The sequence below is a fragment of the Pedobacter sp. Bi126 genome, from assembly GCF_918698245.1.
In the GTDB taxonomy this organism is placed as follows: Bacteria; Bacteroidota; Bacteroidia; order Sphingobacteriales; family Sphingobacteriaceae; genus Pedobacter.
Genome location: NZ_CAKKMS010000003.1, coordinates 831,732 through 858,144 on the forward strand (window position 1 = coordinate 831,732; position 26,413 = coordinate 858,144).

Genomic DNA, 26,413 nt, shown 5'->3' on the forward strand with positions numbered 1-26,413 from the left:
ATTGTTTTGGATAATAGTAAAATTAAAAGATATACCGTAACTGCAGCGCTTCCATATACCAATGGACCAGTTCATATTGGACACCTGGCGGGTGTTTACATCCCTGCAGATATTTATGCCCGTTATTTAAGGTCGAATAAACGTGATGTAAAGTTTATCTGTGGATCTGACGAAAATGGTGTGCCCATTACTTTAAAAGCCAAAAGAGAAGGTATTACGCCTCAGGAAGTGGTAGATAAGTATCATAAGATTATTGGCGATTCTTTTAAAGAATTCGGCGTATCTTTCGATATCTATCACCGTACCTCATCGCTTACCCATCACCAAACTGCTGCCGATTTCTTCGAAACGCTTTACAATAAAGGTGTTTTTACCGAAGAGGTTACCGAGCAATATTACGATGCCACTGCGAAACAATTTTTAGCCGATCGTTATATTACCGGTACCTGTCCTAAATGTGGTAACGAAAATGCTTATGGCGATCAGTGCGAAAACTGTGGCTCTACACTTAATGCGACCGATTTAATCAATCCAAAATCTACCCTGTCTGGCGATAAACCAATTTTAAAGGAAACTAAAAACTGGTTTCTGCCACTAGATAAATACGAAGACCGTTTACGCACCTATATCGAAAGCCATAAGGAATGGCGTCCAAATGTGTACGGCCAATGCCAAAGCTGGTTAAATGCAGGTTTGCAGCCAAGGGCCATGACCAGAGATTTAGATTGGGGTGTTCGTGTTCCGCTTCGCGATGCCGAAGGTAAAGTGCTTTATGTTTGGTTCGATGCCCCTATTGGATATATTTCTGCAACCAAAGAGCTTTGTAACTATGCCAAACTCGATGTTTGGAACCCCAAAGCTGAAGAATATTACATCAGCAGTTACGAAAACGATAAATGTGGCTGGGAAGAATACTGGAAAAGCGACGAAACCAAACTGGTTCACTTTATCGGTAAAGATAACATCGTTTTCCACTGCATTATTTTCCCTGCAATGTTAATGGCGCATGGCGAATATACCCTGGCCGATAATGTGCCGGCAAACGAATTTTTAAACTTAGAAGGACAAAAAATATCGACTTCTAAAAACTGGGCAGTTTGGCTGAACGAATATTTAAGAGAGTTTGAAGGTAAACAAGATGTATTGCGTTATGTATTAACCGCAACAGCCCCCGAGACTAAGGATAATGATTTTACCTGGAAAGATTTTCAGGCGAGAAACAATAATGAATTGGTGGCTATTCTAGGGAACTTTGTAAACCGGGTTGTGGTACTTACGCATAAATACTTCGGTGGTTCAGTACCTACCTGTATGGAAATTACGGATGTAGATCAGGCTGTTATTGATGAACTGGCTGGGTACCCTGCTAAAGTCTCTGCGTCTATCGAGAATTATCGCTTTAGAGAGGCCTTATCAGAAGTAATGAATGTTGCCCGTTTAGGAAATAAATACCTGGCCGAAACCGAGCCGTGGAAATTGATTAAAACGGATGAAGACCGTGTAAGAACGATATTGAATATTGCGCTTCAAATTGCCGCCAATATTCAGATCCTGATCGAACCTTTCTTGCCATTTACAGCAGAAAAGTTAATGAAGATGCTTCAAAACGGCGGTCATGATTGGGATGATGCAGGTACGGTGAGCCTGTTAAAACGTGGCCACGAAATTGGCGAAGCTGTGCTCTTGTTTGATAAAATTGAAGATGCAGAGATCGACTTCCAGATTGAGAAACTAAACCAAAGCAAGGCCAGTAATGCAGCCAGTAATATAGTTGCTGTTCCGGCAAAAGAGAATATCCAGTTTGATGATTTTTCGGCAATGGATATCCGTGTGGCCACCATTGTTGCTGCCGAAAAAGTAGAGAAAACAAAAAAACTATTAAAATTAACCGTAAATACCGGTATCGACGAAAGAACAGTGGTTTCGGGCATAGCCGAATATTATAAACCTGAAGATATTGTTGGTAAACAGGTAAGTATGATCGTAAATCTTGCTCCACGCGAAATCAAAGGGATTTTATCGCAGGGAATGATCCTGATGGCCGAAAATGCCGAAGGCAAACTCACTTTTGTGGCACCTGTAGAAAAATTCCCAGAGGGTAGTGTAATTAGATAGTGTTTGCCTGCCGTAATTAAGATATAAAGCCGTTTGATTAATTTCAAACGGCTTTTTTTTATTGCTTATCCTTATGCAATAATCCTAAATGCCGTTTGTTATAACTTATTTTTTAAAGACAATTTCCTTAGGTAAATGCTTGTTAAAATGAATTCTCTTGCGACAAAACTTTTGTTATATTTGCGCAACAAATGGTCCCGTAGTTCAACGGATAGAATAGAAGTTTCCTAAACTTTAGATATGAGTTCGATTCTCGTCGGGACCACAAAACAAAAAGCCTTTGGATTTAAATCCGAAGGCTTTTTGTTATTTTAGGATTATTATTAATTAAGTTTCTAAACAATAACTTCAGCATGGTCAAAAACTTTACCTTTTTATTTATAGCAATTCTTATTTCACAATTTGGATGTAAATCTGGTCGAGGATCTGAGCATAAAGAGGTTAAAGAATTTGAAGGAGTAATCACATATCATGAAATGGATAAAAGTATCGAAGGAATGAATGTGGATGATACGGTTACGGTCTATTATGCTAACGGAAATTATGCTGCCTTTCACTCAGAGAGAAGTTCAAAATTCCATATAGTTAAAGATTATTATTTTAATGGTGCTTATCCCTTAAGGTTGTTTGTTGATAATACTTCTGATACTCTTCGGTCGTTAAAGTTAAATTCCTCATTTGGGAAACTTGAAAGCTTTAAAATAAAAAAAGCGGAAGAAAAAATATTTTCACGTAATTGCGAAGCCATCGAACTTACCATTAGTTTTGACGAAAACGGTTCTACAAGTTATACCGATAATACGATTATATTTTCAAGAGGTTATTTAAAAATAAAGAAAGAGCATTTTAAAAACTGGAATTTGGGGTTTTTTAATAAAATAATAGATGAATCTGGAGCTTACTATTTAAAATCTAAATCAGTTCATTTTGATAGTTCACACAAAAATATTTTATCAAGTAAAACTTATGAAGTTATTTCTGTTAAAGAACAAAAAGTAGATCAAAAGATATTTGCGATAGATTTATTAAAAATCAGATAGGTTAAGTAAGTGTGCTTTTTTTAAAGTTAATGCCAAAGGGAGTAAAAGTTTAAAATTCGTTTCGTTAAGATATTTAAAACCGACCTCTTTGAGACCACTTCCTTAGATTCAAACCAGAACATTGTCGCGCAAATCGTTGATTTTCAAGGCTTTGTTTTGGTTTTTATAACACATTAAGACTCATCATTGTTCATTCTGAATGGCTGGTTTTAGTGAGGCGAAAACTTGCCAATTTTTGTAAAGCACTAAGGCCAGAAAAATTCTAATGGTTGTTGCACAGCTTATTTATTTCAAAATACTTGGATTGTTAATATTATTGGATGGTAATGTTAATTTCCCCGCTTAGAACATTTCCTGAAACTTTTGTTGTCTTATTTCTTTCAATTGGAATGAAGACGGGGATCGGAAGTGAGCCCGGGGGATCAATATCTATAAAAAGAGTTCTTCCAGTTGTTAGCAGCTTAAGTTTGAATGGCCCATTGGCTGCTGTATTGACCTGAAAATGGGGCCTTTTGGTTACGCCATTAAAAGGATTATATGTATCAAAACTTATGGCGGTAGATTCACGGAATAGCTCCGCAATAAAAACATGAACATCAGAAAAAGAAATCTCGACTTCTCCGATTACACGTTGCATCATCAGATCCACGGTTTTGTTTCCCGTAATGCTAACGGTGTCTTTTGCGAGGAATGTATCAGTGGTTCTATAATTTTTTTCGCCCTCGTAAGGATCTGGATAAAGATACTGCATATAAGCCTGTGCAATTTGTAGTTTTACTGGTACTGTAGCAGGTGTTTGGTAAAAAAGATTAATGCCAAAAGGTGTATTGGAGCCTGCCGCAACAAAAATGTAATTTGTTGATGGCAGGTTAAAGGCAATTTGTCCAAAATTTAAATCAGTTGAACTTTGCGTTTGCCTTGCTACTTCTTCACCGCTACCGGCATCGTAAACAATAATGCTGAGTTGTGTAATATAGTTTTTTATCGGTTCGTTTTGGAATCCAACATTAGGCTCCCCGACAGTGTGATTTAGCCCACCAATACGAAAATTGACAGTATATTTTTTTTGATTTGGACCATTATTTATTAAATCAATAAGATCCATTTTACAGCTCATTAGTAAAATCAACTGCGACAATGCCAATAGCAAAAATAACTTTCTCATACTGCGAATGTATGGTTAATTTAATTGTATATTGCTGTAAAGCAGGTTGTTGTGAAGTTGTTTACAATTGTAAATAAACTGTTTTTTTATACAGAAAGGATAATAGGTTGATTTTCTATGAGTTTAATCTTCCTGTTGGTTTAAAAAATGATCAATAAGTGTACACTGCGCACTTTCCAAATTCACACCAATTAAACTAGAATGCTACACCAATGATGGCAACTAATTGGTTTATCTTATTTATTAGTTTTGAGCAGATCTTCACCACCGAACGCTTAAATAATTAATTCGAAAAACTGAGAACTTGCAGGTATGATTTCATATCTTCTAATTAATTTTTGAGTTTAGGCAGAGATTCCCACCAGGCAAGCAGTTCGGTTTTTAATTGATTGGTTATTTTAACCTGTTTGGCGCTTAGCTCGGTAGTTTCATTTTTATCTTTCACAATGTTATAAAGCTGCACATCAGAGCCATCACTATTCATAAGCAATTTCCATTCTCCAGCGCGCACCGCCAGGTTTGGACTTCTATTGGGTTTGGCAGGATATTTAAAGGCAATATCATTTCTGCCATACTCCCAAAACATGTTTTTTTTCCTCAGTGATGATTTTCCAGCGAAAACCTTACTCCGGTCTAACCCATCTCCCTGATAATTTGCCGGTAACTTTACCCCGGCCATACCGGCTAATGATGGCAATAAATCTATCGCATTTACTTCCGAGCCCGCATCTATTTTTCCCTGGGGAATATGCCCTGGCCAGCTAATTAAAAATGGCATTCTGGTGCCACCCTCGTATAAAGAAAGTTTAGTACCTCTTAAACCACCAGTCCGGCTCCCTTTAAAACTCGGTAAAGGGCCATTGTCGCTGGTAAAGATAATGATGGTATTTTTGTCTTCACCCATTGTTTTCAAACCGTCCATTAATCTTCCCACCTGCAGATCAAGTTCCTTCAGCACTAGTTTAAAGGCCTGCTCAGATTCTTGTCCCAGAGGGAACTTACCTATATATTCATCTCCAACATTGGGTACCCATGGCGTATGTACATCATCTGGCCAAAGATTTACAAAACATGGTTTATTTTTATTTTCTTTAAAAAACTCGAGTGTTTTATCAACAAAATATTTGGTTCTGTTCCAGCGCTTTATGCTGTCTTTATCCGACCATATCCAATTTGTAGCAGTAAGCAGTGGGTCTGGCTCGGGACTTTCGTAAGTACTGGCGTGGGCATCGTAACCATATTTTTCAAAAACCGGTGCATCTTTCACATCTCTTCCTCCGCCCATGTGCCACTTACCAAAATGACCAGTTGCATATCCGGCAGACTGGAAAATTCGGGCGATAGATGGCGCCTGGGGATTTAAGTAATCTGCTTGTTCTGCATTTTTATTGTGCTTTTTATTATCCAGATAAGTATTAAAATTCCACCTTCCGGGGTACATACCCGTAAGCAAGCTGGTTCTTGATGGCGAACAGATTGGTGCGCCACTATAATATTGGTTAAGCATTAACCCATTTTTCGCCAAACGATCTATGTTGGGTGTAGGCACAAAATTTCCGCCGAAGGTACTTACATCGCTAAAACCCATATCATCAACAAGAATAATAATGATGTTTGGCTTGTTGTTTTGAGGGAAAGCCGAATAGCTAAATGCAAGCAGGAAAAAGGCAAATAATAACTTTAAATATTTCATATTAATCTTTTGGTTGATGTTCGGCTGACGGCTTATGACATCCAGCTCCGTGGCCAGGCCTTTATCGTTTTGTTGTTTCATAAAAGTAGGCAGTTTAGATGAAAGTTCGCTTTTTACTTTTTTAAACTTAGGATCTGCAATCAGGTTTTGGAGATTAAATGGATCTTTGATCACATCATACAATTCTTCTTTTGGCCTCTTTTGATATGCATTTGCCCGGGTTGAATTTTTCTCCATCCAAGTTTTAACCAATGCTCCATTGGTTACGGTGTTCTTGAAAACCCCATCGTAATTTAGGTTTTCGATATAAAGAAAATACGCACTTCTTACCGATCTCATGGCGTAGGCGTCGCTACCGCGAATAATTCCTCTAGTATGTTCACCATAAACATCATCTCTGTGGCAAGCAGGATATTTAGATTTACGTAAATCTGGCTGGAGCATCTGCAACTTTCGTCTAGAAATTACAGGCGTTGGTCTAGTGATTACCAACGCTGGTATAATACAGGGTTTTTGCCTGCAACGTTTGGTGTATGGCTGCGTCTTAATAACAAACAATAGCAAAAACCTAAAATATAAAAGATATGAAAACCTTGGCAAAAACATTATTCGCAGCAGCATTAACAGCAGTAGTATTTACTTCATCAGCAATGGCAACTTTTGCCGCTGAGCCAGTTAAAGCAGAAACAAAAACTTCTTCATTATCAAAATTCAACAGGATCTGGGTGAGCGGGAACGTTAAAATCATCTTAACACAAGGTGACAAGCAAAATGTAGAAGGTGCCGGCAACTACGATGCTGCAAAAACCTCCGTATCAACTGATGGACAAACCTTGTTTATCAATTCATTGGAAACAAGTCAGGTAACGCTGAATATTACTGTAAAAGATTTAGAAAGAATTGAAGCTTATGGTCAATCGGTTGTGGTAACCAGCAATAATTTTGATGTAAAATACCTTCAGTTATTTTTGGGCCAAAGTGCTACAGCGAAGATCAAAACTACAACAGGCAGTTTATATACAACCGTTAAGGATGATGCGGTATTAAAATTAAATGGTACCGCTAATCAAAGTACAATGATTGCCAGCAACATGAAAAATGTAAAATTAGCAGACTTTGCCAGTCTTAAATCTGCATCATATGCTTCTGAAACGATCATGGAAGCTGAACAAAACGCAATGGTTTTAGCAAAATAAAAAATCTGTTTTTAAGATGGATCAGAGCTGCCCATTTGGGTGGCTTTTTTTATTTATTTAGCGAAAGTGGTATTGGGCAATAATGATTCTGTTCTGTCTTGGCCTTCAACTTTGATCTTTAAAAGAAAAACGGGAACCATCTAATAGACGGTCCCCGTTTTAATCTAAATTAACGCTCTCGGTATATAATACGTGTATTGAGATAAATTATTGCCCTACTGGTATAATAATTTAAAAATTTCCATGCATCAGGGTATTTTTTTTCCAAATGAGCAACATAAAAACCGGATGACGGGAGTATGCAAAGCAGTTATCCGCTTTAACTTCTAATTTCCCTGCGCATAAAAAGGTAATAAGCAATGGCAAAACAACCTGTACTGGCGGCAATCATGCCGCTTAACTGGGGCCATACAATCATCAGGCTCTCTTTTACCGGCAGCGGGCTGGGAATGGCACCTGCCATTTGCTCCATACTCATCGGGCCGAGGCTCCGTATCGATGGCATCAATAGTGTGGTGGCCGCATCGGTATAAAGCTGGTTAGGTGCAATCCGCATAATAGCTAAGATAAATTCATTGTAACCCATTACCTGTGCCTGCGTAAGGTAGGCCGGGTCGGGTAAAAAGGCCCTTATAACCAGGTTAACGATAATCGGATAAAAAACGGTAAAAAACAGCCACAGCCCCAGTGCGCTCAGCGCTGCAGTTGCCGGTTGGCGAAAAACAATAGAAAGCAGGATCGATAAACTTAAATAGAATGCAACGTAAAGAAGCGTTACAAAAACAAAACCCATTATTCTGATCAGTTCCTGTGCTTCTAACCTAACGCCTGTTAACACCAGTCCCCCACCAATCATAAGTAAGGTAAGCGAAAGAAAAAGCATGCCTACTATCAGTATTGCACTGCTAAATTTAGCCAGCAGCAGGTTGTCCCTGTAAATCGGCTGTGCCAAAAGCCGGGTTAAAGTTCCGTTGTTCTGCTCCGAATTAATGGCATCAAAACCCATGCTAATGCCAAGCAGCGGTGCAAGAAAACTGAGCAGCACATGGAAAGGCGGCATCGAATTATCTGTTGATGTAAGCAGCTTTAGGTACATAAAAGCATGGTCGGGATCGTTTGTATTGGTAAAGGCTGCTCTGATATTGCTTACCGAAACATATAAAGAAGCCACAAAGGTTAACAGCACCAAAGCAACCAATACCAAAAAGCGCCAGCTCCTAATGTGATCGGCAATCTCTTTTCGGATGATTACGCCAAATGCCCTGTTTGGCTGAGGTGAGGCTGTATATTTTTTATCTTTTGTGCTGCCCAAAGAAAGCCCGCTTGAAGATACCGCTTGATTTTCCATGATTTAGATTTTCATTAAAACTACTTTCAAAATATTTCTGATAGATCTCATCCAGGCCGTACTCCTTACGGCTTACCTGTAAAATGCTGTAACCCTTTTCTACCAAATGGCGAACAATGAGGGGGGTAATATCATGCTGGGTGGTAAACTCCAGCGTATCGCCCAAAATGCCAATGTCTGTAACTTCTCCCCATTGTCTCATTTCGGTCTCCAATGGCCAGGGCTGCTCAATTAAGTGTGCTGTTTTAATTGTGGTAACCGCTCCTTCTTTGCCAAAAAGATGGGCAGAAAGCGAGGCAATATCGCCCTGGGCCAACAGTTTACCGCCAACAAATATGCCCACCCGGTCGCATACCTGTTGTACATGGTGCAGGTGGTGCGAAGAGAGCAAAACGGTTAAGCCCTGCTGCTGGCTCAGGGTTTTAATCAAGCTTAAAAATTCCTTTACCCCTGCAGGGTCTATGCCCAGTGTTGGCTCATCGAGAATAATTACCTCTGGGTCTTTGATCAATACATCAGCCAAACCCAGCCGCTGTTTCATGCCACGCGAAAAAATGCCGGCTTTTTTATCCATGCTGCCGGCAAGCCCCACTATATTAAGTACTTCTTCGGCCTGGTCTTTTAATGTGCTTTCGTCCAGGTTGTTCAGCCTGCCCAAATAAATTAAATTTTCGAGGGCCGTCATCTGGTTATAAAAGCCCACGCTATCTGGCATATAGCCCACCTTTTGCTTTACTGCAATGGGGTTTTTGGTGGCATCATAGCCGCAAACATGCGCAGTGCCGCTGTTGGGTTCGGTTAGCCCAAGCATCATCAATATGGAGGTGGTTTTGCCCGCGCCGTTTGGCCCGAGCAATCCAAAAATCTCACCGCGGTATACTTCCAGGTTCAGCTCATCAACCGCTTTAAAGGTTCCATAGCTTTTGCTTAGGTTCCTGAGTTGTATAATAGGTTCCATCTTATTGTGCTGTTAAAGGATGGATTATCTTCTGCCGTACTTGCGTATAAGGTAGTATACACTGCCAATGGCAAGCACAATCACCAAAATCCCGATCCAGCCAGAAAGCAATGAAGTTTTAACAAACATGCGGAACGCCAGCTGTGTGTTAGCATTGGCACCAGAAAGGCTAAAGGTTGCGGCATAATCTCCGGCTATTGTTTTATCGGGAACTTTTAAAAAGGCGGTAACGGAAACGCTTTTTCCTGCCTCAAGTTTACTGATCTTGGCCGGCTCAAAACGGACTTCCCAGCCGCTCGGCAGCTGACTGCTCAACTCCAGATCGTTCAGGGCCAGCGTTCCGGTGTTTTTAACCTCCAGCTGGATATCTTTATGCCCGCCCGAGCTTACCTCCTCACTCAGCCTTCCACTCGGTGTATTCATGGCTACGCCATACGAGCCTTTTACTACTGCTTCGAGGTTAAGTAAAAGGGTATCATCGGCCGAAACGGCTTTAAGTGGGATATTGTATTTTTTAGGTGATGCATTTGCACTGGCATTAATCTCCACTGCAATTTCCTGGCTTTTGCCTGCATCCATATTGAGCGAGGTAACCTGGCTGCCCTCTACTTTGTAACTCACCACCCAGCCCGCTGGCAGCGTTGCCTTCAGCTCGTAAATGGCCTGCTTGTTGGTGCCATTGTGAAGGGTAGTGCTGTACCTGAAAACCTCATTCGTGGCCGCCTCGATATTAATCAGCTTTGCCGTAAAAGCCGATGGGCCAGCCTTGGCTTCGTTTAAGGGTTGGGCAATAGTGGCCACGGATGGCGCAAAAAAGATGATGAAAAAAAACGCAAATCTTCCTGATAAGCGAAAACGGTTAAATGGTAATGCTGATAACATGATCTAAAATCAAAAAATAAATAATTGCTCTAAAAAATGCTTTCCTGTTTGTTTATCTGATTGGAGGATCAAAAAAAAACAACAAAATAATATTTTCAAATTCCTTTAACATTTTTTAACAATTGGAGGATTAAGGCAGGCTGGCGCTTTTCGGCATTACACAGGTTACAAAAGCTGCGCTTTAAGTTTACACGGTTTTCCCGAAAACTATTGCATCAAACCGTTGATGATCAATAACCGTTTGTCTAGGAATTACAGGCGTTGGTCTAGCGGTTACCAACACTGGTATAATACCAAGTTTTTGCCTGAAACGTTTAATGGGCAGCTGCGTCTTAATAACAAAACAATAGCAAAAACCTAAATATAAAAGATATGAAAACTTTAGCAAAAACAATATTCGCAGCAGCATTAACAGCAGTAGTATTTACTTCATCAGCCATGGCAACTTTTGCAGCTGAGCCTGTTAAAGCAGAAACCAAAACTGCTTCATTATCAAAATTCAGCAGGATCTGGGTAAGTGGTAACGTGAAGCTTATCTTAACACAAGGTGATAAACAAAATGTAGAAGGTACCAGCAATTACGATGCTACAAAAACCTCTGTATCAACTGATGGGAAAACCTTATTTATCAATTCATTAGAAACAAGCCAGGTAACGTTAAATATTACCGTAAAAGATTTAGAAAGAATAGAAGCTTACGGACAATCGGTTGTGCTTACCAGCAATAATTTCGATGTAAAATACCTTCAGTTATTTTTGGGCCAAAGTGCTACAGCGAAAATTAAAACTACAACAGGCAGTTTATACACCATTGTTAAAGATGATGCGGTATTAAAATTAAATGGTACCGCTGGTGAAAGCAAAATGATTGCAAGCAACATGAAAAATGTAAAATTAGCAAACTTTGCCAGTCTTAAATCTGCATCGTATGCTTCTCAAGCGATCATGGAAGCGGAACAAAACGCAATGAATTTAGCGAAATAACAAATAGGTTAATATAGTAAAGGGGGAGCGTATTCCTCATAAATCCAGAGTCAAAACCACACTAAAATTAATAATTGGCTGTGGATAAATAACATCTTATCTTTAATAAATGCCGCCTAACCTACGGGCGGCATTTTAACATTCGGGCGAAGAGCCGTTTTCACCCAACTAGATAGGAAAAATGCTCATATAATCTTCCAGTAGCTTTTCTTTGAGCATTTTTCCTGACCTGGAAAGTGTTTAGGAATTACCAGCTGAATATAAGCTTAAATTTAAAACAACCCTTGAGCACTTAATTACGATTGCAGGAAATAATGGGTTTGAGTATATGTTGTAGGATGTAAATAGCACTAGTTATTTAGCCATAGGAGTTGAACCTATCCTACCCAAGTTGATAACCGAGAGAAAAAGATTCTCCTTAACGGGAAGCTGTAATATTTTGAATCTTTCACGAAATTCTTATTAGAATCCGCAAAAAAAATCTGGTAATTGTAAACAAATTTATGAGCGGCGTTGTTCTTAATATTAATGCTTTCAACTGTTATTATAAGAATTAAGTAGAAAGTATCAAGAATCCATGAACAGATTAAAGTTCAAAATAAGTCTATCATTTTTTAGCATAATGATTTTATTATCATTAACAGTTCAATCCCAAACCTATACCGGCTGTGTAATATACGAAGCATCAGGAGATCCACGTCTTTCCGACGGCATTTATACAACTTCTTTAGGAAGCACTTCCAGTTGTAATGGTTATACTGTTCAAAATTATTCTTCAACCCCAACAACTGGTGCACTCTCTAGCTTTTGTTACACCCCAACTTTAAGTAATGCTTCGCCTGCGCTATATCGGAATTGTGTAACAGGAGGCAGATGTGGAATTATCACAACAATCACGATAGTAAACTGCCCTATAGACGATTACATTGTGTATTTTGCATTAACATTGTCTGTAGCTGCCATAAGCATGTTGAAAAAACAATATTAGGCGCATCCGGTAAGTTTTGTACGGATCAACTGGATATGTCGCGCTACTATCTACCTCGCCAAACTATGCTTCGTTTCCCGCCATGCCCATGGTGCTACAGCATCTTTCTCTTGCCACAAGCCTACTTTATTTTTCCTGGCGGTTATTTCCAGTTGTGAATAAAGTAAATCGCTGGAGTATTTTTTATAATGCCAGGCCATGCCCTGTTTAATCATTTCCTGGTTCACCACCTGTTTTTTGCGGTTAATTACTACAGCAATTAATCTTTTATACCGGTCGTATTTCTGGCCTTGTACACTCACCATTTGCCCGAAACACAAATCGGAGAGTGCTTTTTTAGCATAATTTCCAAAAGGTTGCGAGCCGCGTTTCTCAGGACAATCAATATGCGCTAAGCGGATTTTAATAGGCTGGTTTTGGTATAATACCTCCATGGTATCGCCATCCATAATGCGGATTACTTTGGCGGTAAAAACAAGCTGATTGTAGTTTATTAGTGATTTGCTTTCGCTTGGCGGGATGAAACAAGCCTGGAGCGTTAACAATAAAACCAACAAACTTACTTTTCCCAACCGCATAATGTTTTTCCGTCTTTTTTTGCTTTATCTATTGTGCTTTGTACAATTTTATATGTGCAGTTGCTTAAACCACGGCAACTGGTGCTATAATGATATTTTTTGGCGTTACCACTGTTGCAAATGTACACGGTTGTATTTTCTTTACAAGTAATGTTGATAAAGAAAAAGAGGAGTAAGGAGAGCATTTTCATGATTGTGGGATATTTGCTTGTTTATTTCTTAATAAAATCTAGAATGTATTTAACAGCTTCGGCCTGGTTGCTTGCCGCAGGTTTAAGCTCAAACCTTTTTACACCAGAGCTTTTCATCCAATCTGTCCAGATTAGCCGCATGATTTCCATATCTGTTGGATGCTGTGTTGCTGCTCCTGTTTTGGAAAGCGATCGATCATACATTTCGATCACAATAACTTCTAGGCTTTTTAAAAATGGATTTTTTGCAGGGTTAATCTTAAATTTAGTGTTTTTGGATAAAAAAAAAGCCATATCGCTTCCCTTTGATTTTAAAAAGGCATTGCGAAAATCCGCAACCTTTTTTGCACTCAAATCGTAGCCCTTATCATAAATTCCTGCCTCAATATAACCATCAGTCATTAATACCATGATGTTACGAAATTTGTGGGTTATTTTGCCAAGAGGTAAGTCTGGCAAAATAATCCGATCATCAATACCTGATTGAAAATAGGTCCAAATATCTGCTCCATTTTTAGAGATTGCGGCTTTGTCGTTAAATTTCTTATATTCTGAAATAAAGTTATTAATGTCTTTTGGCAGACAGGAGACAACTTTATTTCTTCCAAGGATATAATTAATTCTGTCAACCTGTTTATCAAATTGCTGGAGATCGACGGTTAACAGGTTCGTATTGATTTTATACAATCCTATTAGTCCTTTATTGATAAAATCGACACTATAATGATCAAATTGGCCATCCGTTCGTTTTAACCGGAGTATGTCTGGCCATATCTTCTTCAATGCCCCTTGAACAATATCCACATCGTTAACTGCTTTTGGATACAACTTAGGATTTAATCGATTTGATAAATCAGGTGCAAAAACTATATTATAGTCAGTAACCTCTTTTGTTCTTTGAGCCGCCGCATACATACAGGCAGAACATATCAAAATGCTTATTAAGAAATATTTTTTCATCAGATTACAACCCGTTTATCTATTTGTGAACTTTTTACCTTTTCGTTTTGCCAATTTACAGCAGTATCAAACGCCTCCCGAGATTTTTCTGTGGCCTTTAGTACCGCATATTCTTCATGTAGGTAATCGTTCCAGCCCTCTAAAAAGATATTGATCCTATCATTTAGCGAATCAATAGAAATTGGAAGATTGTCATTTTCGACATGACTTTTATATATGGTCGCAATATCTATAATGTGTTGTTTCCCCGTAATTAGATCTGTCTTTTTAACTTCCTTTAAAAGGTTTAGTTTATTGGGAATGGAAGTGAGCCTAGCCTCAACAATTTTATATTGAGCATCTAAACTAATATTTTGTGCCTCTATTGCGTAAATTTCCCCCTTAAATAGTAAAATTTTTTCTCCTTCTAATTTTAGATCTTCATCCATTTGTTTGATGAGCAAGTTGTTTTTTAATGTAGCAACATCAGGGTTTCTTTCTTCAAAGATTAACATGAGTTTCTCAAATGCAAACTTTAACATAAGCAAACCAAAGGCACCTAATAAAAATACCAAATAGAAATTAGGATCTGTAAAAGCCATTGATATTCGCCAAGCCTCAGTAGCGTCTCCTATATCATATTTCATTTGATAAATGGCTGCCGAAACTTTGTAAGCGATTGCTGTATCAACTAATACAATTCCAACGAGGAACATGGATATGATAATCCATGTTTTCTTTGTAAAAAGTTTGATGAGTGCGCAAAAAAGTGGGATGCTTACGAAGAGCAAGATAAAAATGATACCTGCCCCGCCTTTTGATAAAGTTAAAGACAAAGCTTTAGGATTAAATATTTCCATCGGAATAGCATCGAATCCCGCGGCCTTGGCAGCCTTCGAGTCTTCAACAGCAAACAATAAAATGTAACATGCTGAAGAGTAGAAGATAAAAAGGTAAGTGATTAAGCAGATATTTGCGAACAATACTGGAATAAACTCATACCATTTAAACTTTGGGCTGACAAAATCTGTTTGCGCAATGCGTATCTTATTCTTTATCTCTGCAATATTTTTTTCATGAAAACCAATTTTATTTTCTTTAAGGCTCTGGATTTCCTGTTTATTTTTTTCGGTCTCAGCTTTTAGGTTGATGAGCTGGTTCTTGGCATTTGACGTTTCGTTTTCTGCTTCTGCCTCAGACGTTTGTAACTGCAAATTGAGATTTTCTTCAAATGTATTAAGGCTCTTTACTTCCTGCTCATCAATCTTGGTTTTTAAACGTTTCTTTTTGTCTTCAACTACATCAATATCGTTTATAAAAACCGAATAAACTGTATCTAATGATTTAGTAAGTACCTGATGATCGCCATTATTATATTTGGAACGCTCATAACCTTGCCCCCTTAACATAGATCGATCAAAATTACCAATCTCTGCAGCAATCATCGAATCGAGTACCTTAGTAAACTCAGAAATAGCATGTTCCTTAGCTGTGTGGGTTTCGGTTTTTGCCTCAACTTTTAAAGGTACAAAAGGAACATCAACCACTTCACCCCGCTGCAGGGCTGCCTTATGGTTAATGTCGTTAAAATTAGTGATTAAATGAGCTACAGTTTCGGCATGATTTGTTACAATTATACTTTCGTGATTATTTTTCCTTGCATTTACCGACCAATTATAAGAACCATGCAGTGCAATCCGTTTATCAATTACACAAAATTTTTGATTCATGATACCATAACCAACATTCTTTATCTTAGTTACTGAAGCTCCCAATGAAACGAGTTCATCAAAATCTAACTTCAGATTCTCTTGATTATCGGCGATGATTAGCTCAACCTTTACATTTTGAGCGGCTTTACTTTTAACGATAGCGAATAATTCCTCGTCAGTAAACCATGCACTGGCAATTAGAATTTCGAAATCTGCTCCTTCTAGCTCTTTAACTATCCGGGCAAAAATCTCTTTGTTGTCTTGCAACACTTGCTGATCGAGTTGGGTATTTTCTGTGAGCATGAGTTTTTCATTTAGGAATGAACACATTGCTGTATCCGTACTTAATTTAAAAATTATTTTAGTTGTTTAATCGTTGTTTGGTAATCTCTAAAGCTCTGTCCGAATGCTTCTGTAAACTCGTAATTGCTAAATTCGTATTCTTCGTTTAAGCCTGTATTCGTACGTAAATTGATCTGGCCATATTTGGCTATTGGAATCTGGTAGTTACCTTTAAATCTTTTATCTGGTGTACCATTTTTATTTACTTTGGCCCAAGTCCTGTCGATTATTTTCGAATCGCGGGGTACCGTACCGGTTTCGGTAAAACGAACATAACTTTGCTGCAGGTTAAGTTCATCAAGCCCGATGATGGCAAAATTTGTGTTATTGGAATACATGATGATGAAGCTGGGATAGAAATATAAATCCGCGCCATTTGCATTTTCGAAGTATAGTGCTTCAAAGTTTGATCTGATATCGATAAGTGATTTAAATGCAAACTTTACATCTCGTTTATTTACAATGGTGCTGGCAGATGATCGCGCTGCCACGCGATCTTGAAAATGGGCACTGGTTACATCCCAAATTTTATGGGAGGTTGTTAAGTTCCCGAATGCTTTCACTAAGCAATCGTACTTTTCCCTGATTTCGGGTTCAAATTCTATATCAAGCTTGACATAACAGTTGTCTATTTGAATTGATGTTTGTTTGATGGCTTCTTTTTGTGCCGTAATATTTATTTTTAAGCTTGCGGGAATAGTCTTTTTTATTAGGCCATAGAGGAATATATAACTTAGCACGAGTTTAGTTTTCGAAAAACCTAAAGTAGCCTGGATTTTTAATAAATCGCTTTTGAGTTCTTTCCTTTGCTGTTGGGCCAATAGAATAGCCTCTTTAACACCAAGCATGTTTTGGCTGGTTATTTCATGAATGTCAGCACTGAAAATATTGTCTAAAACTTCTACCGGCTCGTTTGGCAGGTATACCTGAGGCTGAGTACTTGAGCCTGAAAGTTTATACCTGCTGTTAATGCCTAAAAGTGGAACAGAGGTGTTAAGATAGGTTCCTGATTTTCCGAAAGTCAGGCTTGCCCCTTTAACTCCTATAGAAGTGGCTATACCACTTTTACTTAAGTTTAAATGAACACCAGGGATAATTTTTATTCGTTTGTGAAAGCTCCAAGCCATTTTAGTATTTTTTAATTTTGATACTACAAAAATAAGTTGCTTGAAGGGGCTTACATTACGGGAAACCGTAAAGCCAAAACTATTTTCATAATTAATTTTCAGCAAAAATGGATTCATTAACAGCTGTTTACAAAGCTGGAAAAATGTAGCATATTTTGAATAAGTTAACGCACTAATCATTCTTTGGCTTCACATAATCCTCTGATTTTTCTTTCTTCCACCAGCTATTATCGAGGCGTTTAATGGAAAAAAAAGCGCGGTTTACACCTGGTTTCATGGTTGCTGTATCGAGGTGCCTGCGCCATACGTGGATTAGGGTGTCGGTGCCTATACGTACCCACCAGAAAGTTTTGCCATAACGTTTTGTGGTGTACACTTCGCTTATGGTGCCCTTAATTGTTTTGTTGTTGAAACCGGGTTCCATTAACTGATAGGTGATCACTTTCTTTTTTTGTGCATGGGCATTGCCTATTATGACTGTTAATAATAGCAGTGTAACTAGATGTTTCATGCCACTAAGGTATTTCGGCAAAAAATATATTCCTTACGGCTAACAGTAAGGGAATGATAACTTAATAGAAAGGGTGATGGAATGAGTGAATATAGTTAATGCAAAAATGAGAGGTTGCCCTGCCTGATTCGAAAACAACCTCTACATTTTTTGAGAGATGAGCGGATAATTAGTAGTTTTCTATAGTTTGATGCAACTGGTTTCTGTAATCGTAAAGCTCATCAAGGTTAAACAGCTGCTTTTTCTCGCCAGCATCTTTTCCTTTCTCGAAAGTTTCGATGTACTTGTTAATGGTATTAAAATGGAATCTGCAAATTGGTTTACGGTTATTGTCGTCCAGCAATACGCCAAAGTAAGATTGGGTATCACGCGCAGCGATCCTGGCAGATGGAATCTTCTCGCGCAAGATGGCTTTTACAATCTGGAAAGCTTCTAATTCTTCTTCAGTAGTTACGATTTTAGAAGCATCGGGATCTTCATTAACAGGAATCACTTTGCCTTCCTCCTTTTTCTCAATTTTCTCGTTAATATTCAATGCCGATTTTAAGCGGTCGCTGATAGATTCATTGATCGAAATGGTAAGGGCTTTTTTGGTATAATCTTTAAAGGCAATCATCCGGTTTGCCGTTAAGGGTTTGTCGAAAAAACGGTTTACTAAGAGCTTCACCATTTCATCGGAAGGGCTGTCTATTTCTTTTTCAAATTCCTTTCTGATGGCTTTAATGTATTTTAACCCTTCGGCCGAATCGAGGATCGTTTCTAAATTATATTCGTTTTTGGTGAAACTTTCGAGGATTTTAATGGCATTATCTTTCAGGTCTTCGATATCGATGGTTAAAAATGGTTTTTCATCCATAATGTTCGGCTTTTCCAAATCGGCGTAAAAATTGTAAACTGTACCGTTGGTTAATACCCCAAACCGCGCTTTAGAAACATGGTAATAGCGGTGCAATTGAGAATTATGCGCATCGGCACTTTCCTTCCAGTGTTTACATTCGAAAATGAGGATGGGTTCGTTGTTTTTACGGATCACATAATCTACCTTTTCGCCTTTTTTGGTGCCGATATCGCAAATGTGTTCGGGTATAACTTCTGTAGGGTTAAAAATATCGTAACCGAGGATTTGAATAAAAGGCATTACAAATGCATTTTTCGTAGCCTCTTCGGTATTGATCTGCTCTTTTAAGCCCACCACGCGCTGATGAAGTTGTTCTAACTTTAGTTTAAGATCCATAACTTATCGCATTAAATGGTTTCATCTTTTACTGATGCATCAGGCGCATTTTCTTTGACCGATTCGATGCCGCTATCTCTGGCATCAGCAGTAGTATACATTTGGCTGGTACCGATAATTTCGCCGTTGGCAGCTTTTAAATTGAAATAGTAGGCTCCGTTTTTGGCAATTTTTCTGTCGTACCTGGCATCTGTTGGCGCATTGGTTTTTACCGATTCGATACCTTTGTTGCAGCCAGCTTTTGTGGCGTAGCCCTCGCTGGTGAGGATAACCCTGCCGTTTGCTGCTTCGAGATTAAACTGGTATTCGCCGTTTGTTCTTTTGGTAATGATAAATTTTCCCATAGTTGTTTTTTAAGCTGTTCAAAAGTATGGGAGGGATATGGTGCATCCTTACGGGAAACCGTAGGTTGGTTCATTAGTCAATTGGTTCAAGGTTAATCACTCTATACAATCGCCCGTTTTTAACCACAAAGCGCACAGAGAGAAGGCACAAAGGTTGCAGAGCTGGGTGCTTAGCGGTGCGGAGATCAATCGACTCCCGACTATGGACTGAAGACTAACCTAAGCTAAATCACCTTATTTGCGATGCAATAAGCAATTAGCTGACCATTATTTGAAATATTGAGCGCGGTTTTAATATAATTTATCCGTTTTTCGATGCTGCTCAAGCCAGACGGTTCCATATTTTTTTGTTTCAAAATGCCCGACATTTCTTTTTGGGTTTTTCCATCTAAAATGAGCGAAACGATTGTTTTATCATAGGGCGTAAAATCGTGCAGGTATTCTTCTTTTTGCCTCAGGTTGGGCGAATGGTATTTCTTGTTTTTATAAATGCTTTCTAAAGCCAGTTTAAGATCTTTTGCATCATGGCGGGCTTTAGGTACATAAGCATCGATATTTAATTCTTTAAACAGTGTATTCGCGATTAGTGCCCTGTTTTCTATCGAAAATACCAGCACTTTTAAATCTGGCTGTATTTCTTTTAAAGCTTTGATCAGTTCTCTACCTCCTGCTATTTTTTGTTTCGGATAGTCTTCATCAAAAGAAAGGTCGGTAATGATCAGTTCATAAGGATCGCCATCGCGCAGTGCTTTCTGTACGCGTGTAAATGCATCATCACAATAAAACACATAATCTTTATCTGCTATGGTAATGCCAAGATCTGTAAGGGCGCTACGGAGCGATTTGCTAACAATTTCATGATCTTCGGCGATGAGTACGTTTTTGAACATATTTATATTTTTATAAGGTTGGAAATGAAAATTCAACACGAAGCCCTTCATCAGGCTTGGTATCAAAAGTAATATGGCCCGAAATACTTTCTATACGGGTTTCCGTATTCCTTAATCCATTTTTAGGTGTTAAAAACTCCATTCCTTTTCCATTATCTACATATAAAATAGTTATACGATCATTTTCACGCTTAAAATTTATGGTAACGGTATCTGCCCCACTATGTTTTTTCATATTGGTCATCAGTTCCTGCAAAATGCAAAACACTTCGGCTTTAGTATCATCATTAATAGCTTCCCAAAGTTTTTCGCCGCCACCTTCAAGGGTTATGTTAGTTTCCGCCGAGGCATAAGCGTATAACATTTTCGACAGGTCAATCGAAAAGCTTTCTTCGTTGTTAATGTCTTTGCTATCGTAAGAAAGATCTCTCGATATTTTATAGATTACATCAAGTTTGTCGGCAAGATCATTCTTATCTATTTCGGCTGTGTTCTCTACCTCCGACATTACCTGGTATACCCTATTGGCTACACGGTCGTGAATTTTTTTTACATATTTGAGCTCTGTTTTTTTAACTTCTATTTCTTTTTCCTGCCTTAGGTTTTTCTGCCTTCTTTGGTATAAGAAATAACCCAGTATTAAACAGAGTGCCAAAGTGCCAATCCCTATATTTCTTAGGAGTATATCTTTTTGTTTTTGGATATTCTCTGCTTTAGCCTTCAGAAAATCGGCCTTGCTTTTTTCCGTTTCGTAACGGATGAGGGCAAATTGATTTTTGGCGGCGTTGCGGGCCGTTTGCAAGCTGTCGTCTAGGTTTTTATAAATATTGAAATATTGTTTTGTTTCTTTTACTGGGCTTAATTTTATAATTTTTAGTAACGCTTGCAATTGATCATCAGGGCTTTTTAGTTTTTTAGCACCTTCATACATTTTGTGTGCATAAAATAAGGCTGTATCTGGTTGGCTTAGGGTGTGGTAGTCGGCTAAATGCGCGAAACTGGCGTTCTGTCCCCAAAGATCATGATCTCTTAGGCGAATATGTAATGCTGCTAAAAGTTCGGGTTTGGCATTATAGTGAGGATTTTGCTTCCATTTGTTAAAGGCATAATTGGATAATGTTCTTGCGAAATTTTCATCGCTCATCTTCTTTTTTAAAATGCTGCTAAAGAGTGCCAATGCTTTTTGATAGGCACCAATTTTACCATAGGCATTTGCAATGCTATTCTTAGTTACGAGTACTGATATGCTATCTTGTGCATAAGTTATTGATTGGTTATAGAATATAATGGCTTGCGAATAGTTTTTTAAGTTGGAAGACGCTACGCCAAGCTCGTGAAAGGTAGATTCTAAATATACAAACTGCTCTTTTTTGTCCTTATTGAAATAAGTTAATGCTTCGGTCGAAATTTCCTGACCGCCAAAATAATCTCCTTTGTCAATAGAGGTTATGGCCATATTTACCAGGCACTTTGCGACACCTAAACTATCTTTTTGTTTTAAGAAAACGTCTTTAGCCTTGTTAAAATATATAAAGGAACTATCAGGTACTTTCTTTTCCCTAAATTCGAATGCCTTATCATAATCTGGATTGATTGTTTTTTTTTCTTTTGTTGCTTTCTGTTCCGAACAAGAGAGAAAAAACAATATTGAGAAGAGCGTAAAATAGTAATATTTCAAGGTTTTTGTTTTTTACCCTAAATTATGAAAATAATCATGATTATTCTGAATTTGAGATAAACAATCAAGATGGCGGTGTTAAAAGAAAAAAGACGGCATTGCTGCCGCCTTTTTATCAACTGTACTAATCACCTATTTTGGGTGGTGGCAAGTGGCCATTTTCGCCACCCGTATCTCCACCAGTTTCTCCTGTGCCGTCGCCTGGGGTACCAGGATTGGTCGGATCAGTATCGGCAGTATTTACGGTTGTACCGCTGTTAGGGTTACAATTGTTATTTGTATTTGCAGGCGTTGCCAATCCCAATAGGATCGCAATAAATAAAGGAATGAACATTTTGTCAAAAATTTAGAAATCGAATACTAGGCAGAGTACCCGCGAACCATTCGCGGGCCTTTCTACGGTTTGTATCAGAAGGCCTTCTGAAATTTTTGGGAAGTGATGAGTGTCTGTCGCGGGAGCCAATAACTGCTTCCCAAACCGGCTATTCACAACCGCGATTTCTACTCTTTTATTAATCAGTTTTTTAAATTAGCTTTGATAATGAATCGCCGCCTGTGCTGATCAACGATACAAATATGGGGGCTTCAAATCGCTAGTTATCAAAAGATTCCGTTCGTTCCTGTCATTCCGTTAGAATTCCGGTTAACCGTAAAAATTCCGGAAATTCCACCCTATTTTTACGCTAAATTTTTATAGAAATGTTTGAGGAGTATAAAAAAGACCTATTAAAATTCTTTCAGATCAAGAAAGAAAATCATCTTCTTGCTGAGAATTTGGAATCTCTTGGGCGGGAAAAATTAAAGAAAGAATGTATTAGGATATTTAGACTAAAAAATACTCAAAAGGATAAAGATTTTGTCCGATCAGTGTTTGATCCTACAAATGAATATGAGGATCAAATGAGAAGCATTGAAAAATTTGACTTGGATAAGTTTAGGCCTTTAATAAGTTTTTTAACAGAAAAAGTAAAAACGATTAGAGACGATAAACTCGTTAAGCTTTTTGCATGGTTAATAGATTTTCCTGCTAATGAAGAATGGAGAGAACTTAGTGATGAGGAAAAAAAACGTGTCTTTGAGGATGCAACGAGGAAAAAGAAAATAACTAGAAAAACTGGTGGAGGTAAAACGACAGGCCCTAAGATTGGTCGATCTGGAACAAGACTAATCCCCCACACCTATATTGTGATTACATGTATTCTTTTGCTCTCTATCGGCAGCATCTCTTTTCTGGCCTGGGAGCGCATGGCTACAAGTGTTAGGATGCCTAAAGCAGGTGAAACCTTTATGTATTGGGATGGCGATCATTACGAGCCCGTTAAAGATGGTGAACAAAAAGCTGGTGTTACGATCATCCCATTAAATCTTAAAATACTGAAATAGCAAAGAAAAATTAATCTGCCTGATACCATGACTACTTATTCCTTAGGTAAAGTGTGGTATAAGGGCTATAAAGACAACCACGAATATTTTACTGCGGCCGGCTCGTATCCACCAGATACGCTTAGAACATTAAAAAAACTTTCGCCTGATATATTAAAGTACCATACTTCTAATTACAGGTATATGCTTACCCGATTAGTATGGTTTATATGTGCAGCGTTTTTTGTAGGACTTTGTGGTTATGGAGCAAGCACGTTAAAGAAAGAAGTTAAACAGCCCGTGGATGAAGGGGAGACTGGTAATGCTGCAAATTTTTCCGAAGCCCAATTCGCCCAACAATAGCTTAATCTATTATTGGACTATTAGATGCATTTAGCGACTAAGCAATGTTTTAACCCAAATGCATCGCACCTGGATTAACCCATTACTTATTTTATTGGCCCCAGTTTACCTGAATGTTATTTTTTTGGGCGTAAGCTTTACCTTTTTCCATTAAGGCATTAAAGTTTTGCTCAAAGCGAGCGCCATATTTCTGGTCGATGCTGTTAATGATTTCATCTTTGGCACTTTGGCTGCCTTTGCTGTCGCACAGTTTGGCGTAAGCCAGGTATTCGTTTTTATAAACGGGGATGACCAGTTCGTATAATTGCTGCGAAAGGGCCTTAATTTCTTTTTCTTCATCGCCAGAGGTGGAAAGCTTTTTTACCTTTTCGAGCGATTGCTCGAGGTATAATATTTTGTTGTTGAGGTTGGTGGCGGCTTCATTGCCTTTCTTTTTATTGGATGGGATATCGGAATATTCTTTGGTTTCATCGTTGATGTGGCGGGCCAGATCGGCGCTGGCAAAATCGTTGATCATGTTGGTGTTTAAGATCGTAATGTCGAAAAAATGTGCTGGTGTTTCAGAACAGGCCGAGAGCAAAAGGCTAAGCAGGATTAAAAGGGATACGAATGGTTTTGACGATAGCGCTGGTAATTTGTTCATGATCTAATATAGGGTTTCCTTGTCAAATTTGTTTTGGGGAGGAGCAAAGATTGAGCCGAGTTTTTTAGTCCAAAGTCGTGAGTCCGGAGTCGCTCAACGCATCATCATGAATTAACGAAATCAGTGGGCTTTTTTTGCCACGGAAACATGGAAGGCACGGAATCTTTGAGCGAACTTGTACTGAATTGGGAGGGAAGTGAAAATCGTTTAATTTGAACCACATAAGACATAAAAGGTTCATATAAGCACAATAGCCTTACATGTTCTTCAATGTCTTATGGTGAAAACTTTACACCCCCAACTTTGCGGCCTTTGCGCCTTCTCTCTGTGCGCTTTGTGGTTAAAAATATGGAAAATGTAAGATGGATTATGAAAACAGTCGGGCGTTTGGCGGGGAGCGGTTAGCGCTGATTAAAAAATGCTGAAGCTATATGGCCAAATAATATAGAATGGGATACTCGGTTTGGTCTACAATTGACCGAATAAACCAACCATAATATAACCAACATGGTATTGATAATGAAATACTTAATATGTAGATTTAGTTTTATTTTATGACCTGCTTTAGCTTACATCAATATTCTTGTTATTGAGTTAAAACCAAAAGACCCATTATGAAAGAATCAGCATTAACGGAAAAGAAAAGGCGTTTTATTAAGCGCACTTATTTCGGTGTATCAGACAATCCGCTTGATGATGTAAATCCATTTGATGCCTGGGATGAATTTTTAGCGGCCAAGGTAAAGGATATGAATTGGGGGATAGATCCTGATGCCATTAAAAGGTCAAAAATCAGGTTTGCCTATAATTTTAACCAGATTTTAACGTATTATAATGTTTCGCTGGCGCTTGAAGATATCCTGGTCGACCTGGATAAGGATACACAGACCAACGAAGCGATGATAAACACCTGGGCTGATAAGGCCGTTTTTCCCAGTGATAAGACTGGCACTAAAGCGATAGGAAAATGAAAAGGGCGCTATTATTGATCTCTTGCCTGGGTTTTGGAAGCCTGGCAGCTGCCCAAACAACTGGTGCCGATACCACAGCAAAAAAAAGTATGGTGGAAGCGTCGGCTTCGTTTAAAGTGTTCGATAAATACGGGCTAAAGGTTGACCTTAAATTTATCGATCCGGAAAAAGGATCATTCGGGATCGATTATCAGTTTCAACTGGATAAAAAACTATTGGGCAAGGATCCGGCTAAAATCAATAAACTTAACCTATCATTAGGCAGTAGGGGTTTTGTAACCGTTGCTGAGGATAAAAACAAAAACAGCAGCCTGATTTCGGAAATTAAATTGGAGGGGCAACCCCTGTTCCATGTAAAAGGCAAAGACCTTGGGCCGCGTAGCACTATAGATGCGCTGGCAGATGATGACCCGGAGCTACCTCCCGGAAAAGACCCTCTTGTTCAACAGATACGTGATCAGGCTGCACAGGTAGCTTCGCCCTTGTGGCTATCGTTTAACCTGCATGCGAAACATGAAACCACGCAGGATTTCAGGAATTACGATTTTGCATTTGGCCCGCAGCTTTCTGTTTCTACTTCTTACCTGAGTTCGATCCTCGATTTTCCGTTTGGTTTGTTAAGGGCGGCAAAAAATAACAACCCCAGGCAGTTGGATTTATCTGTTGGTTATGATTATGTAACCGGCGCGAATAAAACCAGCCTTGCTCCTTTGCTTGAAGATTCGAAATTTATGAACAGGTTAAACCTTAAAGCTGAATGGGAAACGGGTATACTTTCTGGAAATGAGCGGATCGCTTTTTTATTCGATTCGTATTACGACCTCGACCGTAATTTATTGTTGAAAGACGCAGGTAAAGACTGGAATTACTTTTACATGATCAGGATAGAAAAGCTGCTTAAAATTAATTTAGGTCCGGGCACCAAAACCAGGGTTGCGATCAAGTATACTGCAGGTGAGCTTCCACCAAATTTCGATAAAGGTTTTGTTCTTGGCGGAGGTTTCTCTATCGATTTTTAGTGAAATGCCTTAAAAGAGCTATGCGCCAGTTCTGTCTCCTTTGTGCCTTCTCTTTTCCCTCTGCGGTTAAAAATTAGTTCTAGTTTAAAGATCTCTCCGCTCCGCGTTGCTTCGGAGATGACGACTTTTCTATTGGAACC

Annotated in this window: 24 protein-coding genes and 1 tRNA gene; 9 read left to right on the plus strand and 16 right to left on the minus strand. The window is 38.7% G+C overall.

Annotation, left to right across the window (positions count from 1 at the left end; all coding sequences use genetic code 11):
- The first annotated feature begins 6 nt into the window (after window positions 1–6).
- The 3 genes from metG (at window position 7) to LQ201_RS13705 (ending at window position 3,155) form a co-directional block, all read left to right on the plus strand.
- Window positions 7–2,115, plus strand: coding sequence for a methionine--tRNA ligase (gene metG, locus LQ201_RS13695; RefSeq protein WP_230143129.1), 2,109 nt, complete (start codon window positions 7–9; stop codon window positions 2,113–2,115).
- 193 nt (window positions 2,116–2,308) lie between these two features.
- Window positions 2,309–2,380, plus strand: a tRNA-Arg gene (locus LQ201_RS13700).
- A gap of 88 nt (window positions 2,381–2,468) precedes the next feature.
- Entirely contained in the window at window positions 2,469–3,155 is a 687-nt protein-coding gene (locus tag LQ201_RS13705; RefSeq protein ID WP_230143131.1) for a hypothetical protein, read from the plus strand.
- A gap of 313 nt (window positions 3,156–3,468) precedes the next feature.
- On the opposite strand, the gene LQ201_RS13710 is transcribed toward LQ201_RS13705, so the two are convergent.
- Both LQ201_RS13710 and LQ201_RS13715 read right to left on the minus strand, forming a co-directional pair.
- Window positions 3,469–4,320 carry a hypothetical protein gene (locus tag LQ201_RS13710; protein ID WP_230143132.1) on the minus strand — a complete coding sequence of 284 codons (852 nt, stop codon included), beginning with the start codon at window positions 4,318–4,320 and terminating at the stop codon, window positions 3,469–3,471.
- 331 nt (window positions 4,321–4,651) lie between these two features.
- Window positions 4,652–6,457, minus strand: coding sequence for a sulfatase-like hydrolase/transferase (locus LQ201_RS13715; protein WP_230143133.1), 1,806 nt, complete (start codon window positions 6,455–6,457; stop codon window positions 4,652–4,654).
- 140 nt (window positions 6,458–6,597) lie between these two features.
- Here LQ201_RS13715 and LQ201_RS13720 point away from each other — a divergent pair, with 140 nt between their 5' ends.
- Complete coding sequence (locus tag LQ201_RS13720; protein ID WP_230143134.1) at window positions 6,598–7,209, plus strand: GIN domain-containing protein; 612 nt, start codon at window positions 6,598–6,600, stop codon at window positions 7,207–7,209.
- Between the two features lie 319 nt (window positions 7,210–7,528).
- Here LQ201_RS13720 and LQ201_RS13725 read toward each other — a convergent pair whose 3' ends face one another.
- The 3 genes from LQ201_RS13725 to LQ201_RS13735 are packed head-to-tail and all read right to left on the minus strand — an operon-like array spanning window position 7,529 to window position 10,397.
- The gene (locus tag LQ201_RS13725; protein WP_230143135.1) at window positions 7,529–8,557 is read right to left on the minus strand and encodes an ABC transporter permease; all 1,029 of its coding nucleotides are present in this window, start codon (window positions 8,555–8,557) and stop codon (window positions 7,529–7,531) included.
- Entirely contained in the window at window positions 8,502–9,515 is a 1,014-nt protein-coding gene (locus LQ201_RS13730; RefSeq protein WP_230143136.1) for an ABC transporter ATP-binding protein, read from the minus strand. The genes LQ201_RS13725 and LQ201_RS13730 overlap by 56 nt, the downstream gene beginning before the upstream one ends.
- A 24-nt stretch (window positions 9,516–9,539) precedes the next feature.
- Complete coding sequence (locus tag LQ201_RS13735) at window positions 9,540–10,397, minus strand: NEW3 domain-containing protein (protein WP_230143137.1); 858 nt, start codon at window positions 10,395–10,397, stop codon at window positions 9,540–9,542.
- Window positions 10,398–10,769: 372 nt separating this feature from the next.
- On the opposite strand from LQ201_RS13735, the gene LQ201_RS13740 reads away from it, so the two are divergent.
- Window positions 10,770–11,381, plus strand: a complete 612-nt coding sequence (locus tag LQ201_RS13740; RefSeq protein WP_230143138.1) for a GIN domain-containing protein — start codon at window positions 10,770–10,772, stop codon at window positions 11,379–11,381.
- Between the two features lie 1,038 nt (window positions 11,382–12,419).
- Here LQ201_RS13740 and LQ201_RS13745 read toward each other — a convergent pair.
- The 10 genes from LQ201_RS13745 to LQ201_RS13790 form a co-directional block, all read right to left on the minus strand.
- On the minus strand, window positions 12,420–12,947 hold the full coding sequence (locus tag LQ201_RS13745) for a thermonuclease family protein (protein WP_230143139.1): 528 nt from the start codon (window positions 12,945–12,947) through the stop codon (window positions 12,420–12,422).
- A 212-nt stretch (window positions 12,948–13,159) separates the two neighbouring features.
- A complete protein-coding gene (locus LQ201_RS13750) occupies window positions 13,160–14,098 on the minus strand; it encodes a hypothetical protein (protein ID WP_230143141.1) in 939 nt (312 codons plus the stop codon).
- The gene (locus LQ201_RS13755) at window positions 14,098–16,092 is read right to left on the minus strand and encodes a phospholipase D-like domain-containing protein (protein WP_230143144.1); all 1,995 of its coding nucleotides are present in this window, start codon (window positions 16,090–16,092) and stop codon (window positions 14,098–14,100) included. Before LQ201_RS13755 ends, LQ201_RS13750 begins: the two co-directional genes overlap by 1 nt.
- 53 nt (window positions 16,093–16,145) lie before the next feature.
- Window positions 16,146–17,258, minus strand: a complete 1,113-nt coding sequence (locus LQ201_RS13760; RefSeq protein ID WP_230143146.1) for a DUF4236 domain-containing protein — start codon at window positions 17,256–17,258, stop codon at window positions 16,146–16,148.
- 172 nt (window positions 17,259–17,430) lie between these two features.
- Entirely contained in the window at window positions 17,431–17,769 is a 339-nt protein-coding gene (locus LQ201_RS13765) for a hypothetical protein (RefSeq protein ID WP_230143148.1), read from the minus strand.
- Window positions 17,770–17,938: 169 nt separating this feature from the next.
- Complete coding sequence (locus tag LQ201_RS13770) at window positions 17,939–19,003, minus strand: type I restriction endonuclease (RefSeq protein WP_230143149.1); 1,065 nt, start codon at window positions 19,001–19,003, stop codon at window positions 17,939–17,941.
- An 11-nt stretch (window positions 19,004–19,014) separates the two neighbouring features.
- Window positions 19,015–19,347: a YegP family protein gene (locus tag LQ201_RS13775; RefSeq protein WP_230143151.1), complete on the minus strand. Its 333-nt coding sequence runs from the start codon at window positions 19,345–19,347 to the stop codon at window positions 19,015–19,017.
- A gap of 224 nt (window positions 19,348–19,571) precedes the next feature.
- Window positions 19,572–20,237 (minus strand): response regulator, encoded by a 666-nt coding sequence (locus LQ201_RS13780; RefSeq protein WP_230143153.1) that lies wholly within the window; start codon window positions 20,235–20,237, stop codon window positions 19,572–19,574.
- Between the two features lie 10 nt (window positions 20,238–20,247).
- A complete protein-coding gene (locus tag LQ201_RS13785; protein WP_230143155.1) occupies window positions 20,248–21,915 on the minus strand; it encodes an ATP-binding protein in 1,668 nt (555 codons plus the stop codon).
- A gap of 124 nt (window positions 21,916–22,039) precedes the next feature.
- Window positions 22,040–22,249, minus strand: a complete 210-nt coding sequence (locus tag LQ201_RS13790) for a hypothetical protein (RefSeq protein ID WP_230143157.1) — start codon at window positions 22,247–22,249, stop codon at window positions 22,040–22,042.
- A gap of 365 nt (window positions 22,250–22,614) precedes the next feature.
- On the opposite strand from LQ201_RS13790, the gene LQ201_RS13795 reads away from it, so the two are divergent.
- Window positions 22,615–23,298, plus strand: coding sequence for a hypothetical protein (locus LQ201_RS13795; protein ID WP_230143159.1), 684 nt, complete (start codon window positions 22,615–22,617; stop codon window positions 23,296–23,298).
- Between the two features lie 27 nt (window positions 23,299–23,325).
- A complete protein-coding gene (locus LQ201_RS13800; protein ID WP_230143160.1) occupies window positions 23,326–23,640 on the plus strand; it encodes a hypothetical protein in 315 nt (104 codons plus the stop codon).
- A gap of 91 nt (window positions 23,641–23,731) precedes the next feature.
- On the opposite strand, the gene LQ201_RS13805 is transcribed toward LQ201_RS13800, so the two are convergent.
- Window positions 23,732–24,283: a hypothetical protein gene (locus tag LQ201_RS13805; RefSeq protein WP_230143162.1), complete on the minus strand. Its 552-nt coding sequence runs from the start codon at window positions 24,281–24,283 to the stop codon at window positions 23,732–23,734.
- Between the two features lie 614 nt (window positions 24,284–24,897).
- Between LQ201_RS13805 and LQ201_RS13810 the strand changes: the two genes are divergently transcribed.
- Window positions 24,898–25,254 (plus strand): hypothetical protein, encoded by a 357-nt coding sequence (locus LQ201_RS13810; RefSeq protein WP_230143165.1) that lies wholly within the window; start codon window positions 24,898–24,900, stop codon window positions 25,252–25,254.
- Window positions 25,251–26,273, plus strand: a complete 1,023-nt coding sequence (locus LQ201_RS13815; protein WP_230143166.1) for a hypothetical protein — start codon at window positions 25,251–25,253, stop codon at window positions 26,271–26,273. The genes LQ201_RS13810 and LQ201_RS13815 overlap by 4 nt, the downstream gene beginning before the upstream one ends.
- The last annotated feature ends 140 nt before the right edge of the window (window positions 26,274–26,413 follow it).